This window comes from Ancylobacter koreensis (assembly GCF_023016525.1).
Classification (GTDB): domain Bacteria; phylum Pseudomonadota; class Alphaproteobacteria; order Rhizobiales; family Xanthobacteraceae; genus Ancylobacter; species Ancylobacter koreensis.
The window spans coordinates 430,830-451,424 of the sequence record NZ_JALKCG010000001.1; the positions used below are offsets into that span (position 1 = coordinate 430,830).

Sequence of the window (20,595 nt, forward strand, 5' to 3'; positions counted from 1 at the left end):
CTGTCGAGCCGCTTCGCCCGACCCGATCCCTCACCGGAGAGACGCCTTGACCAACCGCCTCGCCGACGCTGCCAGCCCCTATCTTCTCCAGCACAAGGACAACCCCGTCCACTGGTGGCAATGGGGTCCCGAGGCTTTCGAGGAGGCCCGGCGCAGCGGCCGGCCGGTGCTGCTCTCCATCGGCTATGCCGCCTGCCACTGGTGCCACGTGATGGCGCATGAGAGCTTCGAGGACGAGGCGACGGCCGCCGTGATGAACGAGCTGTTCGTGAACATCAAGGTGGATCGCGAGGAGCGGCCCGAGGTCGACCAGATCTACATGGCGGCGCTCCAGCAGCTCGGCGTGCAGGGCGGCTGGCCGATGACCATGTTCCTCGATGCCGAGGGCGCGCCCTTCTGGGGCGGCACCTATTTCCCGAACGAGGCGCGCTACGGCCAGCCGGCCTTCGCCGATGTGCTGAGGACGATGGCGAACGCCTACGCTTCGGGCGATCCGCGCATCGCGCAGAACCGCGTCGCCCTGCTCGACCGGCTGCGCCGCAAGGCCCGCCCGGAAGGCCAGGTGACCATCGGCATCAACGAGCTCGACGACGTCGCGGGCCGCATCCTCGGCATCATGGACACCGAGCATGGCGGGCTGCAGGGCTCGCCGAAATTCCCCAACACGCCCTTCCTCGAACTGCTGTGGCGCGGCTGGGAGCGCACCGGCCGCCAGCGCCTGCGCGACGCCGCCCTGCACGCGCTCGACGGCATGAGCGAGGGCGGCATCTACGACCATATCGGCGGCGGCTATTCCCGCTATTCCGTCGACGACCGCTGGCTGGTGCCGCATTTCGAGAAGATGCTCTACGACAATGCACAGATCCTGGAGCTGCTCGGCCTCGCCTATTCCGAGACGCTCGCCGACCTGTTCCGCGCCCGCGCCGAGGAAACGGTCGGCTGGCTGGAGCGCGAGATGCTCACGACAAGTGGCGCCTTCGCCGCCAGCCTCGACGCGGATTCGGAAGGGCATGAGGGCCGCTACTATGTCTGGACGCTGAAGCAGGTGCTCGACGCGCTGGGCGCCGAGGATGCCGAGTTCTTCGCCCGGCACTACGACATCGCCCCCTTCGGCAATTGGGAAGGCGTTTCGATCCCGAATCGACTCAAAGAAGTCGAGCGCTCCGGCGCCGACGAGATGCGCCTCGCCCTGCTGCGCGACAAGCTACTTGCCATTCGCGCCGCTCGGGTGCCGCCCGGCCGCGACGACAAGGTGCTGGCCGACTGGAACGGGCTGATGATCGCCGCCCTCGCCAACACCGCGCCCCGCTTCGGCCGGCCGGAATGGGTCGAGCTGGCGGCGCGCGCCTTCCATTTCATCGCCGAATCGATGACCCGCGACGGGCGGCTCGGCCATAGCTGGCGCGACGGGCGGCTGGTGTTTCCGGGCCTTGCCTCCGACTACGCCGCGATGATCGGCGCCGCGCTGGCGCTGCATCAGGCGACGGGCGAGGCGCCCTATCTCGAACGCGCGCGCGCCTGGCAGGAGAAGCTGGAGGCCCATCACACCGCAGACGATGGCGGCTACTATCTCACGGCGGATGACGCCGAAGGGCTGATCCTGCGCCCGGAGGCTACGGCCGACGACGCCGTGACCAACCCGAACGCGCTGATCGCCCGCAATCTCGTGCGCCTCGCCACGCTGACCGGCGACGAGGCGTGGCGCGCGCGGGCCGACCGGCTGTTCGATGGGTTGCTGCCGCGCGCGGCGCCGAGCCTCTACAGCCATGCCGGCCTGCTCAACGCGCTCGACAGCCGGCTGCGCGCGCCGGAGATCGTCATCGTCGGCGCGGGCGAGGTGGCAGACGCGCTGTTCGACGCCGCCCGCCGCCTGCCGCGGGTCGACGTGACGGTCCAGCGCGTCACCGATCCCGAGACTTTGCCCGCCGATCATCCCGCCCGTGCCAAGGCGCTGGCGGTCAAGGGCGCCGCCGCCTTCGTCTGCGCCGGCGCGGTGTGTTCGCTTCCTGTGACGGAATCGACGCAACTGGCCGAGACGATGCGTTCCTCGGTCGGGCCCAGCTAGCGGAGCGGTGGGATTTCCCTGTTCGACGGTCGGTGGACAACCCTGTGCGCCGTCCTGTGGATAAATAGGGGAGCAAAAAGGCCCAAGCCCATCCGGAGCCCAGAAATGCCCGCTGGCGGCCGCACGGCTTTTTATGACCAATGTATCGAGAGAGAGTCGAGATTGCCGCCCTGAGTCAATTCTGGAGGCCATCGTTTCGTGCACGAAATGACGCTATTTCCGGCGATTTCGCATATGAAATCCGCCGTGGGGAATATTTTTCCGGCAATTCCGCAAATAACAACGGCGAAGGCACGGCCCCGCCTCGTCCGAGCCTTTCCTGGCCTCGCCGCTCAATCCTTACGGCTGAACTGTATGTTCGCAAACATCAGCGGCACGACGAGCATCAGCGCGCCGGCAAGGTCCGCCTGGAAAATGTAGGTCAGGCCCAGCTCCTCGCGCACCGCCGGCCCAATGACCGGATCGGCGAAGTCGGCGACGAGGCTGGCGATGAAAAGCGCGGCCGGCAGCCAGACCGCCATGGGCAGCCACCAGCGCCGGCAGGCCATCACCCAGCTCAGCGCCGCGATGCCGATGACGAAGAGCCACAGCACGGCGGAAGGCGGCTCGCGCTCGGCCATGCCGGCATGAGCGGGCATGGCGAGCAGCAGCGCGGTCGCGGCGGCGGAGAGGAAGACCGGGAAGTGACGTCCTGCCTTCATGCCCGCCTCCCGCGGCCCGGTTCAGGTGTTCATCGAATCGAAGAAGTCGCCATTGGTCTTGGTCTGGCGCAGCTTGTCGACGAGGAACTCGATGGCGTCGACGGTGCCCATCGGGTTCAGGATGCGGCGCAGGACGTACATCTTCTTCAAAACGTCGGCCGGCACAAGCAGCTCTTCCTTGCGGGTGCCCGAACGGGTGATGTCGATCGCCGGGAAGACGCGCTTGTCCGAGACCTTGCGGTCGAGGATGACCTCGGAATTGCCGGTGCCCTTGAACTCCTCGAAGATCACCTCGTCCATGCGCGAGCCGGTCTCGATGAGCGCGGTCGCGATGATGGTGAGAGAGCCGCCTTCCTCGATGTTGCGTGCCGCGCCGAAGAAGCGCTTCGGCCGCTGGAGGGCGTTGGCGTCGACACCGCCGGTCAGCACCTTGCCGGAAGACGGCACCACCGTGTTGTAGGCGCGGCCGAGGCGGGTGATCGAATCAAGCAGGATGACGACGTCGCGCTTGTGCTCGACGAGGCGCTTGGCCTTCTCGATGACCATCTCGGCGACCTGCACGTGGCGCTGGGCCGGCTCGTCGAAGGTGGAGGACACCACCTCACCCTTCACCGAGCGCTGCATGTCGGTGACTTCCTCCGGCCGCTCGTCGATGAGCAGCACGATGAGATAGCACTCGGGATGGTTGGTGGTGATGGACTGCGCGATGTTCTGCAGCAGCACCGTCTTGCCGGTGCGCGGCGGCGCGACGATGAGGCCGCGCTGGCCCTTGCCGATCGGCGCCACGATGTCGATGACGCGGGCGGAAAAATCCTTGCGCGTCGGGTCTTCGATTTCGAGCTTCAGCCGCTCATCGGGATAGAGCGGCGTCAGGTTGTCGAAGTTGATCTTGTGCCGGATCTTGTCCGGGTCCTCGAAATTGATCGTGTTGACCTTGAGCAGCGCGAAGTAGCGTTCGCCATCCTTCGGGCTGCGGATCTGGCCTTCCACCGTGTCGCCCGTCCGCAGGCCGAAGCGGCGGATCTGGCTGGGCGACACATAGATGTCGTCGGGACCGGGCAGGTAGTTGGCATCCGGCGAGCGCAGGAAGCCGAAACCGTCGGAGAGGATCTCGACCACGCCCTCGCCGATGATGTCGGTGTCCTTGGCGGCGAGCTGCTTGAGAATGGCGAACATCAGCTCCTGCTTGCGCAGCGTGCTGGCGTTCTCGACCTCAAGTTCCTCCGCGAACACGAGAAGTTCGGCGGGATTCTTGGACTTGAGGTCCTGGAGCTTCATTTCCCCCATGGGAAAGGGCCTCGAATAGGAATTGGAGTGACCCGGCCAAGCCAATGAACCTGCCGGGACTGGATAAGGTGGGAAGCGCTGGTCTGCGGACCCGGCCGAAAGGATCGGTCGTTCGTCCGGCACACCGGGCGGCACCGGGGAGATGCCTGCCAAAGCGGAGCGTCAGCCAGCTTCGTGGAGTAGGCGCACCATAGGCAAAGCCACGATTCGGCGCAAGCCTGCCTAAGACAGCTTAAACACCCTCAAAACGGCTTAACGATGACCATGACGACGATGCCGATCATCAGCAGCGTCGGCACCTCGTTGGCGATCCGGTAGAAACGCGCCGGCCGGACGTTGCGGTCGGCCGCGAAGTCCTTCACCCAGGCCGACAGCGCGCCATGGAAGCCGCTCAGCAGCAGCACGAGCGCCAGTTTCACGTGGAACCAGGGCGCGGCATACCAGCTGCCCTGCCAGGCGAGCCACAGGCCCGCCAGCCAGGTCACAGCCATCGCCGGGTTGATGATCGCCTTCAAAAGGCGCCGTTCCATCACCTTGAAGGTCTCGGACTGGCGCGTGCCGGGCGGTGCGTCGCAGTGATAGACCATCAGGCGCGGCAGATAGAGCATGCCCGCCATCCACGAGATGACGGCGATGACGTGCAGCGCCTTGATCCAGTCATAGAGCATCGAAATTCCGCCCCGCTCACGAGCCCCGCACCCGTGCAATCATCCGCTCGACATGGGAAATCGGCGTCTCCGGCCGGATGCCATGGCCGAGATTGAAGATATGCGATGCGCCGCGAAAATCCTCCACGATGGAATCCACCGCCGCATCGAGCGCCGCGCCACCGGCGATCAGGGTGAGCGGGTCGAGATTGCCCTGCAAGGCACATTTCGCCCCTAGCGCGTAGCGCGTCGCCCGCCGTTCCGCCGTCCAGTCCAGCCCGACGCCGTTGACCCCGGTCGCCGCCACCAGCTCGGTGAGGCCGGACAGCGTCGCTCCCTTCGGGAAGGCGATGATGCGGGCGCCCGGCACCTGCGCCCGCACCCCGGCGACGATGCGGGCGATGGGCGCGATGCTCCAGCGCCTGAAGGCTTCCGGGTCGAGCACGCCGGCCCAGCTGTCGAAAATCTGCACCGCATCCGCCCCGGCGCGGAACTGGCCGACGAGATAGCCTATGGACGCCTCGACGATGCGGTCGATCAGCGCGCCGAAGAAGGCGGGATCGCGCAGCGAGGCGAGACGGGCCGGCGCCTGATCCGGCGTGCCACGCCCGGCGATCATATAGGTGGCGATGGTCCACGGCGCGCCGCAGAAGCCCAGAAGAGCCGTCTCCTCCGGCAGCTCGGCACGGATGCGCGTCACCGCCTCGAACACGCGGTCGATCTTCGAGGCATCGAGACCCTCGCGCAGCCCGGCAAGCTCATCGCCGTTCGTCACCGGACGCAGACGCGGCCCTTCGCCCGCTTCGAAGGTCAGCGGCACGCCCAGCGCATGGGGCACGACAAGAATGTCGGAGAACAGGATCGCCGCGTCGAAGCCGAAGCGGCGGATCGGCTGCAGCGTCACCTCCACCGTATAGTCGGGCGTGTAGCACAGGGTCAGGAAGTCTCCCGCCTTCTCGCGCACGGCGCGGTATTCCGGGAGATAACGCCCGGCCTGGCGCATCATCCAGATCGGCGTGCGTTTCGGCACATGCCCATCGAGCGCCTGCAGCACGATCGGCAGGCTTGCTGCCTTATCCCCCGGCCCATTCATACTTCTTTAATCTCTTTTGAAGGAGAGTCGTCTTTGTTTAGGCAAGGGCATTAGACGGGTTCCTCGCCCATCACAACCTGCCCCCAGGCAAGCCGCCGTGACGACGTTTGCGCGTTTGGCACAAGCCCTTGCCCATCAGTGGCTTGGGCGGGGCCGAGGCATTTATCCACGCTGTTCGGAAATGCCGCCTTGATTCGAATCACAGGCCGAGCCCTGTGGAGGACGCCGCCCGGTTTCAACAGGCGCCTCTTGCGAACGCCGGAATGGCGTGTCTTGTTCCACCCCTATGCACAGGCCTGTGGATGACCGGCGTGACTGACGCTTCCCGCCCGGCGGAGAGCTACTACCACCTCCATCTCGTCTCGGATTCCACCGGCGAGACGCTGATGAGCGTCGGCCGTGCGGCGGCGGCGCAGTACAATCTCAAGCCCATCGAGCACATCTATCCGCTGGTGCGCGCGCACAAGCAGCTCGACAAGGTCATCCAGGCCATCGAGGAATATCCCGGCATCGTGCTCTATACGCTGACCGACCGCGAACTGCGCAACCGGTTGAAGACCTATTGCCGCGACAACAGCATCCCCGTGCTCTCCGTGCTGGCGCCGGTGGTGCAGCTCTTTCAGGCCTATCTCGGCGGTGCGCCGGAGCCGCGCGTCGGCGGCCAGCACCAGCTCGACGGCGAGTATTTCCGCCGCATCGACGCGATGAACTTCACCGTCATGCACGATGACGGCCAGCATGTGGACGGGCTGGAGGCGGCAGACGTGGTGCTGCTCGGCATCTCGCGCTCCTCCAAGACCCCGACCAGCATTTATCTCGCCAATCGCGGCATCAAGACCGCGAACATTCCGCTGGTGCCCGGCCTGCCGGTGCCGCCGGGCCTCTCCGAGCTCAAGCGCCCGCTGGTCGTCGGTCTGCTCGCCAGCGCCGACCGTGTGGTGGAGATCCGCCGCAACCGGCTGCTGGGCCTCAACGCCGCCCAGCCGGCGGACGCCTATACGGACCGCGAGCGGGTGGCGGAGGAGATCGCCTTTTCCCGCCGGCTCTGCGCCCGCCATGGCTGGCCGATGATCGACGTCACCCGCCGCTCCATCGAGGAGACCGCGGCGGCCATCATCGGGCTTTTGCAGGAACATCGTCGCAAACTGGCCGAGCAGGCGCATGGTTGAAAAAGCTCGTGGCTGACAACGCTCGCGAAAACCCGCTCTGGCGCGGCAATGCCCCGCTCGTGCTGGCCTCGAAGAGCGCCGCCCGGCGCGCCCTGCTGGAAGCCGCCCGCCTGGCCTTCGAGGCGACAGGCGTCGATGTCGGCGAGCGCGCGCTGGAGGCGCAAGCCGTTGCCGCCGGCGCCGATCCGCGCGAGGTCGCCGCTATCCTTGCACGCGCCAAGGCGCGGACGGGCAGCGCCCTTCATCCCGGTCGGCTGGTAATCGGCGCCGACCAGACGTTGGCGCTTGGGGACGAGGCCTTCCACAAGCCGGCCGACCTCGGAGCGGCCCGCGCGCAGCTCACCCGGCTCGCCGGACGGACACACCACCTGCATTCCGCGTTGTGCGTGGCGCGCGACGGTGCCGTGCTGTTCGAGACGGTGGAGAGTGCGGCGCTCGCGATGCGCCCGCTCGCTGCGCCGGCACTCGACGCCTATCTGGCGGAGGCTGGCGAGGCCGTGCTGTCGAGTGTCGGCGGCTACCAGCTCGAAGGGCTGGGCATCCATCTGTTCGAGCGTGTCGAGGGCGACCATTCGGTAATCCTCGGCCTGCCGCTGCTGCCGCTTCTCGCCTTTCTGCGCCGCCAGGGAGTTCTGCTGTGACACGCCATGCCGCCGTGATCGGCCATCCCGTCGCCCATTCGCGCTCGCCGCTGATCCATGGCTACTGGCTGAAGCAGCACGGCATCGACGGCGAATACGGACTGCGCGACGTGGCGCCCGACGCCATCGAGGACTTTCTGGCCGATTTCCCCGCCGCCGGCCTCGTCGGTGCCAATGTCACCGTGCCGCACAAGGAAGCCGCCTTCCGTGCCGCCGCCTCTCGCGATCCCGTGGCGCAGGCGCTGGGGGCGGTCAACACGCTCTGGCTGGAAGACGGCCGGCTGCACGGCGCCAATACCGACGTTTACGGCTTCCTCGCCAATCTCGATGCGGCCGAGCCGGACTGGGCGCGGGCGCTGGGCGAGGCAGTGGTGCTCGGCGCCGGTGGCGCCGCGCGTGCCATCGTCTACGGGCTGATCAGCCGCGGCATCGACCGTGTGGTGGTGGCGAACCGCACCCGCGCGCGCGCCGAGGCGCTGCGCCACCAGTTCGGGCCTGCCGTGCTGCCGGTGGACTGGCGCGACCTCGCCGGTCGGCTCAATGGCTGCCGGCTGCTCGTCAACACCACATCGCTCGGCATGAAGGGCCAGCCGCCGCTCGACATCGACCTTGCCGCCCTCTCCCCGGACGCGCTGGTGACCGACATCGTCTATGTGCCGCTGGAGACGCCGCTGCTGAAGGCGGCGAAGGCGCGCGGCCTCGCCACCGTGGACGGGCTCGGCATGCTGCTGCATCAGGCGGTGCCGGGCTTCGAGCGCTGGTTCGGCGTGCGCCCGCAGGTGACGCCGGAGCTGCGGGCGCTGGCGCTCGCCGATCTCGCCGCCAAGGGGCAGCTGACGTGACGCCTCCCCGCCCCTTCCGGCTCGGCCTCACCGGCTCCATCGGCATGGGCAAGTCGACCACCGCCGCGATCTTCCGCGAATTCGGCGTGCCGGTGCACGATGCGGACGCGGCCGTGCACGCACTCTATGGCGCGGAGGGCGTTGCGTCGGTGGAAGCTGCTTTTCCCGGTGTGGCGGATGGCGGGCGGATCGACCGCGCGCGCCTTTCCGCACGCGTGCTCGGCGATGACGCCGCGATGAAGCGGCTGGAGGCCATCGTGCACCCGCTGGTGCGCGCCCGCGAGCAGGATTTCCTTGCCCGCGCGGCGGAGGCGGGCGAGGACATCGCCGTGCTCGACATACCGCTGCTGTTCGAGAACGGCCCGCAAGGCCGCGTCGACGCGGTGCTCGTCGTCACCGCGCCGGAAGCTGTGCAGCGCGCGCGCGTTCTGGCCCGACCGGGCATGACGGAGGAGAAATTCGCGGCGATTCTCTCCCGGCAGGTGCCCGATTCGGAAAAGCGCCGGCGCGCCGACTATGTGATCGACACCGGCCACGGGCTCGACCATGCCCGTGCCGAAGTGGCGGCTCTGCTTGCCGGGTTGCGCGACAGGATCGAAGACAGGGGGAAGCCGGATGCGTGAGATCGTTCTCGATACCGAGACCACGGGCCTCAACCCGCTGACCGGCGACCGGCTGGTCGAGATCGGATGCGTCGAGATCCTCAACCGCATCCCGACGGGTCAGGTCTACCACGTGTACCTGAACCCCGAGCGCGACATGCCGGTCGAGGCGTTCAACGTGCACGGCCTGTCCGCGGAATTCCTCGCCGACAAGCCGCTCTTCGCCCATGTGGTGGAGGATTTCCTCGCCTTTATCGGCGGCGATCCGCTGGTGATCCACAACGCGGCCTTCGATATCGGCTTCATCAATGCCGAGCTCGCCCGGGTTGCGCGTCCGGCGCTGACCTTCGACCGTGTGATCGATACGCTCTCGCTCGCCCGCCGGCGTCATCCGGGTGCGTCGAATCGTCTCGACGACCTGATGGCGCGCTACGGCATCGACAGCTCGCGCCGCACCAAGCACGGCGCGCTGCTGGATTCGGAGCTGCTGGCGGAGGTCTATGCCGAGCTGTGCGGCGGCAAGCAGACGGCGCTGAGCCTGACCGTCGCGGAAACCGCCGGGGCGATTGCCGCCGGCGGCGTCGCGGTGCCGCTTAGGCGTCCGCGCCCGCTGGCCCCGCGCGTCAGCGCGGAGGAGGCCGCCGCGCACGCGGCCTTCATCGCCACGCTGGGTGAAAACGCCATCTGGAAAGATTACGCGGCCGGAAGCTGAGGCTGCCGGCCGCGTCGGAATGCTTCGGTGTCGAAAGCGCCTTGGCGGCGCGCCGCTCAGGACGCGAGCACGCCGCTCGGCGCGGTCTGCGCCATGCGCTGGCGGTAGAGGCTCACGAAGTCCACCGGGTCGATCAGCAGCGGCGGGAAGCCACCGTTGCGCACGGTGTCGGAGACGATCTGCCGCGCGAAGGGGAACAGCATGCGCGGGCATTCGATCAGGATGAAGGGGTGGATGGTCTCCTGCGCCACGTTCTGGGCGCGGAAGATGCCGGCATAGGCCAGTTCGAGGGCGAACAGGGTCTTGTTGCCGAGCTCGGCCTTGGCCTCGATCTTCAGCTCGACCTCGTACTCGCTGCCCTCGCGCACCGGGCGGGCATTGACGTTGATCTGGATGCCGATCTGCGGCTGGCCCTTGACCACCAGCGATTCCGGTGCGCCCGGATTCTCGAAGGACAGGTCCTTGGTGTACTGCGTCAGCACCTGCAGCGTCGGCAGCGTGGCGTTCTCGGTCTCGGCCATTGAAATCTCCGTGGGGTCCGCCGGCCGGGCCCGTCGGGCGCCGGCATGGGGTGCCGCTGGGTCGGTCAGCCGCCTCAGACGGTCTTTGGCATTCGGGCGGGTGTCGCTAACACGGTTGATCGCCGCTCACAAGCGGAGCGCCCGGCGCGCCGCCGGGTTGGCGCTGCGCCGTCGCTTGCTCTACTGTTCACCTACGGTGATCGGCCGAACGCCGCCGGACGTGATGACCCTGCGTCATGGAACGGGGTGGCGAAATCGGCCGGACGTCGTAAATAGGTCATGCGGGGTGCGGGGCCGGGCCGTCTTGGAACGGGCGGCGCGCGCACCACATGTCAGTCAACGAAGCACCGGATGACGGTTCCGGCGGCGGTACAGAACGGCGAAGTGCGACGTGTTCGATATCTATACGATCATCTTCCTGGCCCTCGCCGTGTTCATCTTCATACGGCTGCGCAGCGTGCTGGGACAAAGGACGGGGCGGGAGCGGCCGCCCTACGATCCCTATTCGCGCCGTGACGCCGCCAAGGCGCCGGCCGGCGCCTCCGACAAGGTGGTGAATTTCCCCGGCACCGCCGAAAAGCCGGCGCTTCCCGAGCCGGTCGAGCCGGTGGAACCCGCTGCCGAGAGCGACGAGCCCGCGCCCGCGCGCTGGGCCGGCGTCGCCGAGGTGGGCTCGGCGGTCGCCAACGGGCTCGACGCCATCGCGGCGCAGGAGCGCGGCTTCGACGCCAGGCACTTCCTCACCGGCGCCCGCGCCGCCTATGAGATGATCGTCGTCGCCTTCGCCAATGGCGATCGCGCCAGCCTGCGCGACCTGCTGGCCCGGGACGTGTTCGACGGCTTCGCGGCCGCCATCGGCGAGCGTGAGCAGCGCGGCGAGACGATGACGACGCAGTTCGTCGGCATCGAGAAGGCGGAGATCGTCGAGGCCGGCGCCAAGGGCCGCTCTGCCCAGATCACCGTGCGCTTCCACTCGCAGCTCATCTCGGTGACGCGCGACCGCGCCGGCCGGGTGATCGACGGCGATGCCGAGCAGGTAGCCGACGTCACCGATGTGTGGACCTTCTCCCGCGAACTCGGCGCCCGCGACCCGAACTGGAAGCTGGTCGCCACCGAAGCGGCTTCGTGAGAAGATGACGGGGTGCGCGCTCCCCTCGTCATCCTCGCCTGTGCCGGTCTGCTGACCGGAACGCCCGGCCTTGCCGCGGCGGCCTCCGGGGCTTCCGCCGCGGCGGCGCTTTTCCCACAGGCGTCGCTCGAGCCCGTGAGCTTCGACGCCCTGCCGGGCTGGGCGGGCGACGACCATGCCAAGGCATTGGCGGTCTTCCGCAAAAGCTGCACGCGCATCCTCGCCCGGCCCGATCTCGTCGCCCCGCCCCGCCCGGTCTTCACGGCGCTGCGCGGCGTCTGCTCCCGCGCCGGGCATCTACCGGCGAAGCCCTCCGAACGGCAGGCCCGCGCCTTCTTCGAGAAGGAGTTCCGGCCTTTCCGCATCGCCGCGCTCGATCAGCCGACCGGTTTCCTCACCGGCTATTACGAGCCGGAGGTGGAGGGCGCCCGCACGCCCTCGGCGGAGTTCGCCACCCCGCTCTATGCTCGCCCATCCGATCTGATCGTCGAGGCGCCGCCAAAGGACGGGCCGCCCGCCAATAAGGGGCAGGCCTTCCGCAAGGTCGACGGCACGCTGGTGCCCTATTTCGACCGTGCCGCCATTGAGGACGGCGCGTTGGCCGGCAAGGGGCTGGAGGTGGCCTGGATCCGCGATCCCGCCGATGCCTTCTTCGCCCACATACAGGGCTCGGTTCGGGTTCGCCTGCCGGACGGCGAGGTGCTGCGCCTCAACTATGACGGCCATAACGGCCAGCCCTACACGCCGGTGGGGCGCCTGCTGATCGAACGCGGGCTGGTGCCGCGCGAGAAGATGTCGATGGACGCCATCCGCGCCTATATCGGGGCCCATCCCGACGAGGGGCGCGAGCTGATGCGGCAGAACCGCTCCTATGTGTTCTTTCGCGTCGCCCATGAGCTGAAGGGCGACGACGGCGCGGTGGGCGCGCAGGGCCTGCCGGTGACGGCGGGCCGCACCATCGCCGTCGACAAGGCGATCCATGTCTATGGCACGCCCTTCTTCATCGATGCCGCGCTGCCGACCGGCCCCGGCGGGGCGGTCGAGCCGTTCGAGCGGCTGATGATCGCGCAGGACACCGGCTCGGCCATCATCGGCCCGGCGCGCGCCGACATCTTCTTCGGCGCGGGGGCCGAAGCGGGCGCCATTGCCGGGCGCATCCAGAATCCCGGCGACTTCTTCGTCCTGCTGCCGCGCGCGCTCGATCCCTCGCGCCGGCACGTGCCGCCGCCCCCCGCGCGGCCGCCGCTGCCCGCTGCCGTGGCGACTCCATGACGGCGGGAGACGGCACCGGACGCCCGCGCCGCCGCCGCCCGCTTCATGCGGAGGAAAAGGCGCTGTGGGATCATGTCACGCGCTCGATCCGGCCGCTGCAGCCGCTGCCGCGCCTCGCCGAAGCGGCGGAGCCGCCGCCCGAACCCGCCCCGCCCGAGGCGGAGAAGCCCAAGCCCGCTCGCCCGCTCGCCGCGCCTCCCGCGCCGAAGCCGCGTCCCGGCCCGCCGGCGCTGGCGCCGCTGGAGCCGAAGCTGCGTCGCCGGCTCTCGCGCGGCGCCGAGGTGGATGCGCGGCTCGACCTGCACGGGCTGACGCAGGCCGCGGCGCATGGCCGGCTTATCGCTTTCCTGCGCGGGGCGCAGGGGGCGGGGCACTCGCTGGTGCTCGTCATCACCGGCAAAGGCGGCGAGGGCATGCAGGTGCTGGCGGGCGAAGGCGGGCGCGGCGTGCTGCGGCGGCTGGTGCCGCAATGGCTGGCGGCGCCGGAACTGCGGGCCGTCGTGGTCGGCTTCGAGACCGCCGGGCGCGGCCATGGCGGGGAGGGCGCGCTCTATGTGCGGGTGCGCCGCGTGCGCGAGGGGCGGCCATGACCCCCTTCGGCCGCCGCATGCGCGAGATGCGCGCCGAGCGCGGTGTGACGCTGTCGCAGATGGCCGAGCAGATCGGCGTCTCCGCCGCCTATCTCTCGGCGCTGGAGCACGGCAAGCGCGGCCAGCCCACCTTCATGCTGCTCCAGCGCATCATGGCCTATTTCAACGTGATCTGGGACGAGGCGGAGGCGCTGCGCCTGCTGGCGGAAATCTCCGACCCGCGCGTCGTGGTCGACACGTCGGGCCTCTCGCCGGAAGCGACCGAGCTCGCCAATTTGCTGGCCCGCGAGATCGGAACCCTGCCGCCCGAGGCGGTGGCCGAGCTGCTCGGCCGGCTCAAGATCCTCCGCCGGCCGGGCTGAGGCAGGGCGCTGAAGGATCGGTACTGCCGATCACAGACCGTCATGGCCGGGCTTGGCCCGGCCATCCATGTCTTTCGCGGGTGCCGGTGAGAATGAAGACGTGGATCCCCGGGTCGAGCCCGGGGATGACGGCATGCCGGCCAGGATGGCGGCCGTCCGGTCTTCCCGCGTTTCACGTGAAACCGTCAGCCGGCTCAGAATCGTTACGGAGCCGATTCAGAGAATGTAGCGGCTGAGATCCGTGTTGCCGGCGAGGTCCGCGACGCGCTCGCGCACATAGGCGCCGTCGACAACCACCATGTCGCCGGAACGGTCCGGCGCGGTGAAGGAAAGTTCGTCCAGCACCCGCTCGATCACCGTCTGCAACCGCCGCGCGCCGATGTTCTCGACGCTGGCATTCACCTGCACGGCAATGTCGGCGAGCGCCTCGATGGCGTCGTCGGTGAAGGAGAGCGTGACGCCCTCCGTGCCCATCAGCGCGACTGACTGCTTGACGAGGCTTGCCTCGGTCTCGGTGAGGATGCGCCTGAAATCCTCGCGAGTCAGCGCCTCTAGCTCGACACGGATCGGCAGCCGGCCCTGCAGCTCGGGCAGCAGGTCGGAGGGCTTGGAGACGTGGAAGGCGCCCGAGGCGATGAACAATATGTGGTCGGTCTTCACCGGCCCGTGCTTGGTGGAAACCGTGGTGCCCTCGATCAGCGGCAGCAGGTCGCGCTGCACGCCCTCGCGCGAGACGTCGGCGCCGCCGCGCCGCTCGGAGCCGGCGATCTTGTCGATCTCGTCGAGAAAGACGATGCCGTTCTCCTCCACGGAGCGGATCGCCTCCTGCACGATGGCGTCCTGGTCGATCAGCTTGTCGGCTTCCTCGGAGAGCAGCAGCGGGTGGGCGTCCTTCACCGTCACCCGGCGCGGCTTGGAGCGTCCGCCAAAGGCCTTGCCCAGCATGTCGCCAATGGAAATGGCGCCCATCTGCGCGCCGGGCATGCCAGGCACCTCGAACATCGGCATGCCCTGATTGCCGCCGCCGGAAACCTCGATCTCGATTTCCTTCTCGTCCATCAGCCCGTCGCGCAGCTTCTTGCGGAAGCTCTCGCGGGTGCCGGGCGAGGCGGTGGCGCCGACCAGCGCGTCGAGCACGCGCTCCTCGGCGGCCAGATGCGCCTTCGCCTCGACGCCCTTGCGCCGGACCTCGCGGACGAGCCCGATGCCGACCTCGACGAGATCGCGGATGATCTGCTCGACATCGCGCCCGACATAGCCGACCTCGGTGAACTTGGTGGCCTCGACCTTGAGGAAGGGCGCACCGGCGAGCCGCGCCAGTCGGCGCGAGATTTCCGTCTTGCCCACACCGGTGGGGCCGATCATCAGGATGTTCTTGGGCATCACCTCGTCGCGGAGCTGCCCTTCGAGCTGCTGGCGCCGCCAGCGGTTGCGCAGCGCGATGGCGACCGCCCGCTTGGCCTTGTGCTGGCCGACGATGTAGCGGTCGAGCTCGGAGACAATTTCGCGGGGCGAGAAGCTGGTCATCGGAACGGTCTTCTGGTTTGAGCCGTCATCCCGGCCGGAGCCCGAAGGGCGCAGAGCCGGGATCGTCTGAAGGGAAAGAGCATCACGCGGTCCCGGCTCGGCCCTGCGGCCCGTCCGGGACGACGGAGAGCGGAGCCTAGCCGATGGTTTCCACCACGACGTTCTGGTTGGTGTAGATGCAGATGTCGGCGGCGATGGAGAGGCTTTTGCGCACGATGGCCTCGGGCTCCTGCCCGCTGTCGGCGAGCGCGCGGGCGGCCGCCAGCGCATAGCCGCCGCCCGAACCGATGGCGGCAATGCCGGCCTCCGGCTCCAGCACGTCGCCGGTGCCGGTGAGCACCAGCGTGACGTTGGCGTCGGCAACGATCATCATCGCCTCCAGCCGGCGCAGATAGCGGTCGGTGCGCCAGTCCTTGGCAAGCTCGACAGCGGCGCGCTGGAGCTGGCCGGGATACTGCTCCAGCTTCGCCTCCAGCCGCTCGAACAAAGTGAAGGCGTCGGCGGTCGCGCCGGCGAAGCCGCCGATCACGTCGCCCTTGCCGAGCCGGCGCACCTTGCGCGCGTTCGACTTCATCACCGTGTTGCCGAGCGTCACCTGCCCGTCGCCGCCGATGGCGACGCGCCCGCCGGAGCGGACGGAGACGATGGTGGTGCCGTAGATCGTATCGGGGGAATGGCTCATGCGGGCTCTGATGTCGGGGCGATGAGGCTCGGAACGTTCGAGAGCGTTACTTAATCCCTCCCCGCCCCAGCGCAACCGAGCCGGCCCCGCCGAACCTGCGCGCGCCCTCAGGCGGGGCGCGATTCCGGGTAGTAGCGCTCCATCAGCGGGGTGAACTGCGCCCACACATACTCCACGACGGCCGGCGGCAGTTCGGCGCGCCAACCCTCGGCATCGCCCGAGCGGTAATGCGACGATTCGTTCACCTCGCCGACCCGATGCCCGGCGATCGCCTCGAAGCTGAACTCGTCGGCGGCCGGCAGGGTCAGATCGTCGCCCAGGCGCTCGCCCAGCAGCTTCAGGAAGCCGGGTATGTCCTTCACCATGTCCTCCATGCGCACCGTCGTGATGCGCGGATCGTCGAAGTTCCAGCTCCGCAGCCCGTGCAGGGGGCCAGGCGTATCGGGATAGAACTCGGCGGATTCGAGGAAAGCGAGGGTCAGCAGCATGCCGGTCGTCTTGTCGACCGACTGAAGAAGCGTCCGCTGCTTCTCCAGCACCTCCCAGCCATCGGTCGGGTGCGTCTTGCGGTGGGAGAAATAGGCTGAGGAGATGATGCTCAGCGGGTTGCGGATGATGTGGATCGAGGGCACGTCGAGATGCGGCGCGATGGTGGGATAAATCGCGTTGATCAGCAGCGAGATGTGATGCCTGCGCGAGGGAAGCGCCGAGCCGTGGTGCAGCGACACGTATTTGAGGCTGTTCTGTCGGGCGACACGGTCGACGAGGCCGAGAAGCCATGTGCTCGCGCATTTATGGTGCGTGAGAAGATTGATGCGGTGTTTCCGCACCAGGAGATCGTACTTCGTACGCAATCCCATAATACCACGAGCTCCCGGCCGGCTTCTCTATTTTACGATTGTTCTAAGTGATTCGGCGAGCCTCCTACAGCGATATGGCATCGCAACAGGTTAGCTGCTAAGACGCGCGCTCTTCCGGGAGCCTCTCGCCATGCGCACGGCCAGCATCACCCGCGCCACCAAGGAAACGCAGATCCGCCTCGCCATCGATCTCGACGGCACGGGAAAGGCGACGATTGCGACCGGGGTCGGTTTCTTCGATCACATGCTGGACCTGCTTGCCCGCCATTCGCGGATCGACATGGAGATCGAGGCGAAGGGCGACCTGCACATCGATTTCCACCACACGGTGGAGGATGTCGGCATCGCGCTCGGCCAGGCGGTGAAGACGGCGCTGGGCGACATGCGCGGCGTCACCCGCTATGCGAGCCTCCATTTGCCGATGGACGAGACGCTGACCCGCGTCGCGCTCGACATTTCCGGCCGGCCGTTCCTCGTCTTCCGCACCGAATTCGCCGCGCCCAAGATCGGCGCGTTCGACACCGAGCTGGTGCGCGAATTCTTCCAGGCCTTTGCGATCAACGCAGGGCTGACCCTGCATGTCGAGACGCTGTACGGCGTCAACGCGCACCATATAGCGGAGAGCTGCTTCAAGGGGCTCGCCCGCGCGCTGCGCGCGGCGGTGGCGATCGATCCGGCGGCGGCGGGCGAAATTCCCTCCACCAAGGGCAGCCTTGGTGGCTGATTCCAGCGGCTGAGAGCGGACGGGAACGACATGGCGGTCTGGACGGTCTTCGAGCCCCCGGGGGCGGACGAGGCGGCTACCACGCTTCGCTGGGCCGAGGGCTTCGTCTTCGTGCCCGAGCGGACGGCATGGAGCGCGCTTCTGCTCGCCCCGCTTGTGCTGCTGCGCCACCGGCTGTGGGCGGCGTTCATCGTCTACGCGCTCGTTCAGGCGGGGGTGGCCGCTGCCGTCTTCGCGCTCGATCTCGGCTCCAGCGCGCTTGCGCTGCTGCTCGTCGCCAATCTCGCGGTGGCGGTGCAGCTTGCCGGGCTGCGCTCCGCCAAGCTTGCCGCGCGCGGCTATGAGGAGGCCGGCACCGTGGTCGCGCCGCGTCTCGACGCCGCCGAGCAGCGTTATTTCGATGCCCGGCTCGCGGCCCCCCGCAGTACGGCATCGACCCACTCCACCGTCCGCGCGACAGGGTCCTATCCGCTGCGCCGAGCGGAGCCCGCCGTGCTCGGCCTGTTCCCGGAGGCCGGAAGATGATGCCGCCCGCCCCCGTCGCCCTCATCGACTACGGCTCCGGCAACCTGCACTCGGCGGGCAAGGCGCTGGAGCGCGCCGCCCGCGAGAGCGGCAGCGGCAAGACCGTGCTCGTGACCGCCGACCCCGAAGTGGTGCGCCGTGCCGACCGCATCGTGCTGCCCGGCGTCGGCGCTTATGCCGACTGTCGGCGCGGGCTCGACGCCGTGCCGGGCATGGTGGAGGCGCTGACCGAGGCGGTGATCGCGCGCGGCCAGCCCTTTCTCGGCATCTGCGTCGGCCTGCAGCTCATGGCGACGCGCGGGCTGGAGCATGGCGAGACCGCCGGCCTCGGCTGGATCGCCGGCGACGTGGTGAAGATCGCGCCCTCCGACCCCACGCTGAAGATCCCCCATATGGGCTGGAACGCGCTCGACGTGGCGCGCGCCCACCCGATCCTCGACGGCATACCGACGGGGCCCGGCGGGCTCGACGCCTATTTCGTCCACTCCTACCATCTCGACGCCGCCCATCCGGACGAAGTCATCGCGACCAGCGACTATGGCGGCAAGATCACCGCCGTGGTCGGGCGCGACAACCTTGCCGGCACGCAGTTCCATCCCGAGAAGAGCCAGCGCCTCGGCCTCGCGCTCCTCGCCAATTTCCTGAAGTGGACGCCGTGATCCTTTTTCCCGCCATCGACCTCAAGGAAGGCAAGTGCGTGCGCCTGGTGCAGGGCGACATGGCGCGCGCCACCGTCTTCAACCACGATCCCGCCCAGCAGGCCGCGCAGTTCGAGAGCCAGGGTTTCCGCTACCTGCACATCGTCGATCTCGACGGCGCCTTCGCCGGCAAGCCGGTGAACGCCCATGCGGTGGAGCGCATTCTGGAAGCGGTCGGCATGCCGGTGCAGCTCGGCGGCGGCATACGCGACCTCGCCGGCGTCGAGGCGTGGCTGGAGAAGGGCATCACCCGCGTCATTCTCGGCACGGCGGCGGTGCGCGACCCGGGCTTCGTGAAGGAAGCGGCGCGCCGCTTTCCGGGCCGCGTGGCGGTGGGCATCGACGCGCGCGACGGCCGCGTCGCGGTGGAAGGCTGGGCGGAAACCTCGGATCTGGAAGCCGCCGAACTCGCCCGCCGCTTCGAGGATGCCGGCGTCGCCGCCATCATCTACACCGACATCGCCCGCGACGGCCTGCTCAAGGGCCTCAATCTCGACGCCACCATCGCGCTGGCCGATGCCGTCTCCATCCCGGTCATCGCCTCGGGCGGGCTCGCCTCGCTCGACGATGTGAAGGCGCTGCTGGAGCCGCGCGCGCAGAAGCTGGAAGGCGCCATCACCGGCCGGGCGCTCTATGACGGGCGGCTCGATCCCCGCGCCGCGCTGGCGCTGGTGGCGGGGCTGCCGGCATGAAGGACGCATCCGCTCGCGGGGATTCCCGGCTCAAGGTCCGCGTCATCCCCTGCCTCGACGTCAAGGACGGCCGGGTCGTCAAGGGCGTGAAGTTCGTCGATCTGCGCGATGCCGGCGATCCCGTGGAGGCGGCCAAGGCCTATGACGCGGCGGGCGCCGATGAGCTTTGCTTCCTCGACATCACCGCCAGCGTCGAGGCCCGCTCCACGCTGATCGACGTGGTGAGCCGCACCGCCGAGCAGTGCTTCATGCCGCTCACCGTTGGCGGGGGCGTGCGCACGGTGGAGGACATCCGCACGCTGCTGAACGCGGGCGCCGACAAGGTGTCGATCAACACGGCGGCGGTGAACCGGCGGGAGTTCGTGCGCGAGGCGGCCTCGAAGTTCGGCGAGCAATGCATCGTCGTCGCCATCGACGCCAAGAAGGTGTCGGGCGAGGGCGAGCCCGACCGCTGGGAGATCTTCACCCATGGCGGGCGCAACCGCACCGGCATCGACGCGATCGAATACGCCAAGGAGGTTGTCGCGCTCGGCGCCGGCGAAATTCTCCTCACTTCGATGGACCGCGACGGCACCGGCGAAGGCTTCGACCTCGCGCTCACCCGTGCCATCTCCGATGCGGTGATCGTGCCGGTCATCGCCTCGGGCGGCGTGGGCACGCTCGACCATCTCGTCGAGGGCATTCGCGAGGGCGGCGCCACCGCCGTGCTGGCCGCCTCGATCTTCCATTTCGGCACCTTCACCATCGGCGAGGCCAAGCGGGCCATGGCCGAGGCCGGACTTCCCGTGCGTCTCGGCGGCAGCGATTTCGAGGAGAGGCCCTGATGGCGAAGGACGCGAAGCCGGACGCGGGCCGCATCGACCTCGACGAGCTCGCCGCCATCGTCGCCCGCCGCGCGGCCGGCGAGGGCGAGGCGTCCTATACCCGTTCGCTGATCGCCAAGGGCGTCGCCAAATGCGCGCAGAAGCTCGGCGAGGAGGCGGTGGAGACGGCGCTGGCGGCGGTCGGGCCCGATACCAAAGCCGTCGTATCGGAGGGCGCCGATCTTCTCTACCATTTCGTCGTGCTGCTCCAGGCGCGCGGCGTGTCGCTGGAAGACATCTATGCGGAACTGGGTCGCCGGACGAGCCGTTCCGGCCTCGAGGAAAAGGCGTCCCGTCCCAAGGGGTGAGGACGAAGCGGGTCGTCATCCGGTCTCATGGCCGGGCGGTATCACCGACGGCCGAAAAGTGGTATACGGTCGACCAACGCCGG

At 68.5% G+C, this 20,595-nt stretch carries 24 protein-coding genes; 16 read left to right on the forward strand and 8 right to left on the reverse strand.

The features are described 5' to 3' along the window. The first annotated feature begins 46 nt into the window (after positions 1-46). Positions 47-2,065 carry a thioredoxin domain-containing protein gene (locus tag MWN33_RS01910; protein ID WP_247198375.1) on the forward strand — a complete coding sequence of 673 codons (2,019 nt, stop codon included), beginning with the start codon at positions 47-49 and terminating at the stop codon, positions 2,063-2,065. Between the two features lie 332 nt (positions 2,066-2,397). Here MWN33_RS01910 and MWN33_RS01915 read toward each other — a convergent pair whose 3' ends face one another. The 4 genes from MWN33_RS01915 to hemE form a co-directional block, all read right to left on the reverse strand. Then, positions 2,398-2,766, reverse strand: a complete 369-nt coding sequence (locus tag MWN33_RS01915) for a hypothetical protein (protein WP_247198376.1) — start codon at positions 2,764-2,766, stop codon at positions 2,398-2,400. 21 nt (positions 2,767-2,787) lie between these two features. Next, on the reverse strand, positions 2,788-4,053 hold the full coding sequence (rho, locus tag MWN33_RS01920; protein WP_247198377.1) for a transcription termination factor Rho: 1,266 nt from the start codon (positions 4,051-4,053) through the stop codon (positions 2,788-2,790). 242 nt (positions 4,054-4,295) lie between these two features. Beyond that, positions 4,296-4,721, reverse strand: a complete 426-nt coding sequence (gene hemJ, locus MWN33_RS01925; RefSeq protein ID WP_247198378.1) for a protoporphyrinogen oxidase HemJ — start codon at positions 4,719-4,721, stop codon at positions 4,296-4,298. 16 nt (positions 4,722-4,737) lie between these two features. Then, positions 4,738-5,793 (reverse strand): uroporphyrinogen decarboxylase, encoded by a 1,056-nt coding sequence (gene hemE / locus MWN33_RS01930; RefSeq protein WP_281493557.1) that lies wholly within the window; start codon positions 5,791-5,793, stop codon positions 4,738-4,740. 302 nt (positions 5,794-6,095) lie between these two features. Between hemE and MWN33_RS01935 the strand changes: the two genes are divergently transcribed. The 5 genes from MWN33_RS01935 to dnaQ are packed head-to-tail and all read left to right on the forward strand — an operon-like array spanning position 6,096 to position 9,759. Beyond that, a complete protein-coding gene (locus tag MWN33_RS01935) occupies positions 6,096-6,962 on the forward strand; it encodes a pyruvate, water dikinase regulatory protein (protein ID WP_247198379.1) in 867 nt (288 codons plus the stop codon). Positions 6,963-6,970: 8 nt separating this feature from the next. Next, entirely contained in the window at positions 6,971-7,603 is a 633-nt protein-coding gene (locus tag MWN33_RS01940) for a Maf family protein (protein ID WP_247198380.1), read from the forward strand. Continuing rightward, positions 7,600-8,445, forward strand: a complete 846-nt coding sequence (locus MWN33_RS01945) for a shikimate dehydrogenase (RefSeq protein WP_247198381.1) — start codon at positions 7,600-7,602, stop codon at positions 8,443-8,445. Before MWN33_RS01940 ends, MWN33_RS01945 begins: the two co-directional genes overlap by 4 nt. Beyond that, positions 8,442-9,068 (forward strand): dephospho-CoA kinase, encoded by a 627-nt coding sequence (coaE, locus tag MWN33_RS01950; RefSeq protein ID WP_343312268.1) that lies wholly within the window; start codon positions 8,442-8,444, stop codon positions 9,066-9,068. Before MWN33_RS01945 ends, coaE begins: the two co-directional genes overlap by 4 nt. Next, positions 9,061-9,759, forward strand: a complete 699-nt coding sequence (gene dnaQ / locus MWN33_RS01955) for a DNA polymerase III subunit epsilon (protein ID WP_247198382.1) — start codon at positions 9,061-9,063, stop codon at positions 9,757-9,759. Before coaE ends, dnaQ begins: the two co-directional genes overlap by 8 nt. Before the next feature lie 56 nt (positions 9,760-9,815). On the opposite strand, the gene secB is transcribed toward dnaQ, so the two are convergent. After that, positions 9,816-10,280 (reverse strand): protein-export chaperone SecB, encoded by a 465-nt coding sequence (secB, locus tag MWN33_RS01960; protein WP_247198383.1) that lies wholly within the window; start codon positions 10,278-10,280, stop codon positions 9,816-9,818. A gap of 391 nt (positions 10,281-10,671) precedes the next feature. Here secB and MWN33_RS01965 point away from each other — a divergent pair, with 391 nt between their 5' ends. From MWN33_RS01965 to MWN33_RS01980, 4 genes are read left to right on the forward strand one after another with little or no spacing between them, the layout of a single operon-like run. After that, entirely contained in the window at positions 10,672-11,409 is a 738-nt protein-coding gene (locus tag MWN33_RS01965) for a Tim44/TimA family putative adaptor protein (protein WP_247198384.1), read from the forward strand. A gap of 12 nt (positions 11,410-11,421) precedes the next feature. Then, positions 11,422-12,681 carry a murein transglycosylase A gene (mltA, locus tag MWN33_RS01970; protein ID WP_247198385.1) on the forward strand — a complete coding sequence of 420 codons (1,260 nt, stop codon included), beginning with the start codon at positions 11,422-11,424 and terminating at the stop codon, positions 12,679-12,681. Continuing rightward, complete coding sequence (locus MWN33_RS01975) at positions 12,678-13,271, forward strand: Smr/MutS family protein (protein WP_247198386.1); 594 nt, start codon at positions 12,678-12,680, stop codon at positions 13,269-13,271. Before mltA ends, MWN33_RS01975 begins: the two co-directional genes overlap by 4 nt. Further along, positions 13,268-13,633 carry a helix-turn-helix domain-containing protein gene (locus tag MWN33_RS01980; protein ID WP_247198387.1) on the forward strand — a complete coding sequence of 122 codons (366 nt, stop codon included), beginning with the start codon at positions 13,268-13,270 and terminating at the stop codon, positions 13,631-13,633. The genes MWN33_RS01975 and MWN33_RS01980 overlap by 4 nt, the downstream gene beginning before the upstream one ends. Positions 13,634-13,849: 216 nt before the next feature. On the opposite strand, the gene hslU is transcribed toward MWN33_RS01980, so the two are convergent. The 3 genes from hslU to MWN33_RS01995 form a co-directional block, all read right to left on the reverse strand. Next, a complete protein-coding gene (hslU, locus tag MWN33_RS01985) occupies positions 13,850-15,160 on the reverse strand; it encodes an ATP-dependent protease ATPase subunit HslU (RefSeq protein ID WP_247198388.1) in 1,311 nt (436 codons plus the stop codon). 136 nt (positions 15,161-15,296) lie between these two features. After that, positions 15,297-15,842 carry an ATP-dependent protease subunit HslV gene (gene hslV, locus MWN33_RS01990; RefSeq protein WP_247198389.1) on the reverse strand — a complete coding sequence of 182 codons (546 nt, stop codon included), beginning with the start codon at positions 15,840-15,842 and terminating at the stop codon, positions 15,297-15,299. A gap of 107 nt (positions 15,843-15,949) precedes the next feature. Next, positions 15,950-16,702 carry a sulfotransferase domain-containing protein gene (locus MWN33_RS01995; protein ID WP_247198391.1) on the reverse strand — a complete coding sequence of 251 codons (753 nt, stop codon included), beginning with the start codon at positions 16,700-16,702 and terminating at the stop codon, positions 15,950-15,952. Between the two features lie 130 nt (positions 16,703-16,832). On the opposite strand from MWN33_RS01995, the gene hisB reads away from it, so the two are divergent. Genes hisB through MWN33_RS02025 form a run of 6 tightly spaced genes read left to right on the forward strand, consistent with a single transcriptional unit; the run spans position 16,833 to position 20,512 of the window. Continuing rightward, entirely contained in the window at positions 16,833-17,426 is a 594-nt protein-coding gene (gene hisB / locus MWN33_RS02000) for an imidazoleglycerol-phosphate dehydratase HisB (RefSeq protein ID WP_247198392.1), read from the forward strand. Positions 17,427-17,456: 30 nt separating this feature from the next. Then, positions 17,457-17,951 (forward strand): DUF2628 domain-containing protein, encoded by a 495-nt coding sequence (locus MWN33_RS02005; protein WP_247198394.1) that lies wholly within the window; start codon positions 17,457-17,459, stop codon positions 17,949-17,951. Continuing rightward, positions 17,951-18,610 carry an imidazole glycerol phosphate synthase subunit HisH gene (gene hisH / locus MWN33_RS02010; RefSeq protein WP_425531964.1) on the forward strand — a complete coding sequence of 220 codons (660 nt, stop codon included), beginning with the start codon at positions 17,951-17,953 and terminating at the stop codon, positions 18,608-18,610. The genes MWN33_RS02005 and hisH overlap by 1 nt, the downstream gene beginning before the upstream one ends. Beyond that, positions 18,607-19,341 carry a 1-(5-phosphoribosyl)-5-[(5-phosphoribosylamino)methylideneamino]imidazole-4-carboxamide isomerase gene (gene hisA / locus MWN33_RS02015; protein WP_247198404.1) on the forward strand — a complete coding sequence of 245 codons (735 nt, stop codon included), beginning with the start codon at positions 18,607-18,609 and terminating at the stop codon, positions 19,339-19,341. The genes hisH and hisA overlap by 4 nt, the downstream gene beginning before the upstream one ends. Beyond that, positions 19,338-20,165 carry an imidazole glycerol phosphate synthase subunit HisF gene (gene hisF / locus MWN33_RS02020; protein WP_247198406.1) on the forward strand — a complete coding sequence of 276 codons (828 nt, stop codon included), beginning with the start codon at positions 19,338-19,340 and terminating at the stop codon, positions 20,163-20,165. Before hisA ends, hisF begins: the two co-directional genes overlap by 4 nt. Next, on the forward strand, positions 20,165-20,512 hold the full coding sequence (locus MWN33_RS02025) for a phosphoribosyl-ATP diphosphatase (RefSeq protein WP_247198407.1): 348 nt from the start codon (positions 20,165-20,167) through the stop codon (positions 20,510-20,512). Before hisF ends, MWN33_RS02025 begins: the two co-directional genes overlap by 1 nt. Positions 20,513-20,595 lie beyond the last annotated feature (83 nt).

Excerpts from the sequence above, each read along its gene's own strand:
- hisB (WP_247198392.1), top strand. The coding sequence starts at position 16,833 with ATGCGCACGGCCAGCATCACCCGCGCCACCAAGGAAACGCAGATCCGC.
- dnaQ (WP_247198382.1), top strand. The coding sequence starts at position 9,061 with ATGCGTGAGATCGTTCTCGATACCGAGACCACGGGCCTCAACCCGCTG.
- MWN33_RS01995 (WP_247198391.1), bottom strand. The coding sequence starts at position 16,702 with ATGGGATTGCGTACGAAGTACGATCTCCTGGTGCGGAAACACCGCATC.
- MWN33_RS01980 (WP_247198387.1), top strand. The coding sequence starts at position 13,268 with ATGACCCCCTTCGGCCGCCGCATGCGCGAGATGCGCGCCGAGCGCGGT.
- MWN33_RS01935 (WP_247198379.1), top strand. The coding sequence starts at position 6,096 with ATGACCGGCGTGACTGACGCTTCCCGCCCGGCGGAGAGCTACTACCAC.
- hisH (WP_425531964.1), top strand. The coding sequence starts at position 17,951 with ATGCCGCCCGCCCCCGTCGCCCTCATCGACTACGGCTCCGGCAACCTG.
- MWN33_RS01975 (WP_247198386.1), top strand. The coding sequence starts at position 12,678 with ATGACGGCGGGAGACGGCACCGGACGCCCGCGCCGCCGCCGCCCGCTT.
- MWN33_RS02025 (WP_247198407.1), top strand. The coding sequence starts at position 20,165 with ATGGCGAAGGACGCGAAGCCGGACGCGGGCCGCATCGACCTCGACGAG.
- hslU (WP_247198388.1), bottom strand. The coding sequence starts at position 15,160 with ATGACCAGCTTCTCGCCCCGCGAAATTGTCTCCGAGCTCGACCGCTAC.
- secB (WP_247198383.1), bottom strand. The coding sequence starts at position 10,280 with ATGGCCGAGACCGAGAACGCCACGCTGCCGACGCTGCAGGTGCTGACG.
- rho (WP_247198377.1), bottom strand. The coding sequence starts at position 4,053 with ATGGGGGAAATGAAGCTCCAGGACCTCAAGTCCAAGAATCCCGCCGAA.
- hisF (WP_247198406.1), top strand. The coding sequence starts at position 19,338 with ATGAAGGACGCATCCGCTCGCGGGGATTCCCGGCTCAAGGTCCGCGTC.
- MWN33_RS01915 (WP_247198376.1), bottom strand. The coding sequence starts at position 2,766 with ATGAAGGCAGGACGTCACTTCCCGGTCTTCCTCTCCGCCGCCGCGACC.
- hemE (WP_281493557.1), bottom strand. The coding sequence starts at position 5,793 with ATGAATGGGCCGGGGGATAAGGCAGCAAGCCTGCCGATCGTGCTGCAG.
- hemJ (WP_247198378.1), bottom strand. The coding sequence starts at position 4,721 with ATGCTCTATGACTGGATCAAGGCGCTGCACGTCATCGCCGTCATCTCG.
- MWN33_RS02005 (WP_247198394.1), top strand. The coding sequence starts at position 17,457 with ATGGCGGTCTGGACGGTCTTCGAGCCCCCGGGGGCGGACGAGGCGGCT.
- hslV (WP_247198389.1), bottom strand. The coding sequence starts at position 15,842 with ATGAGCCATTCCCCCGATACGATCTACGGCACCACCATCGTCTCCGTC.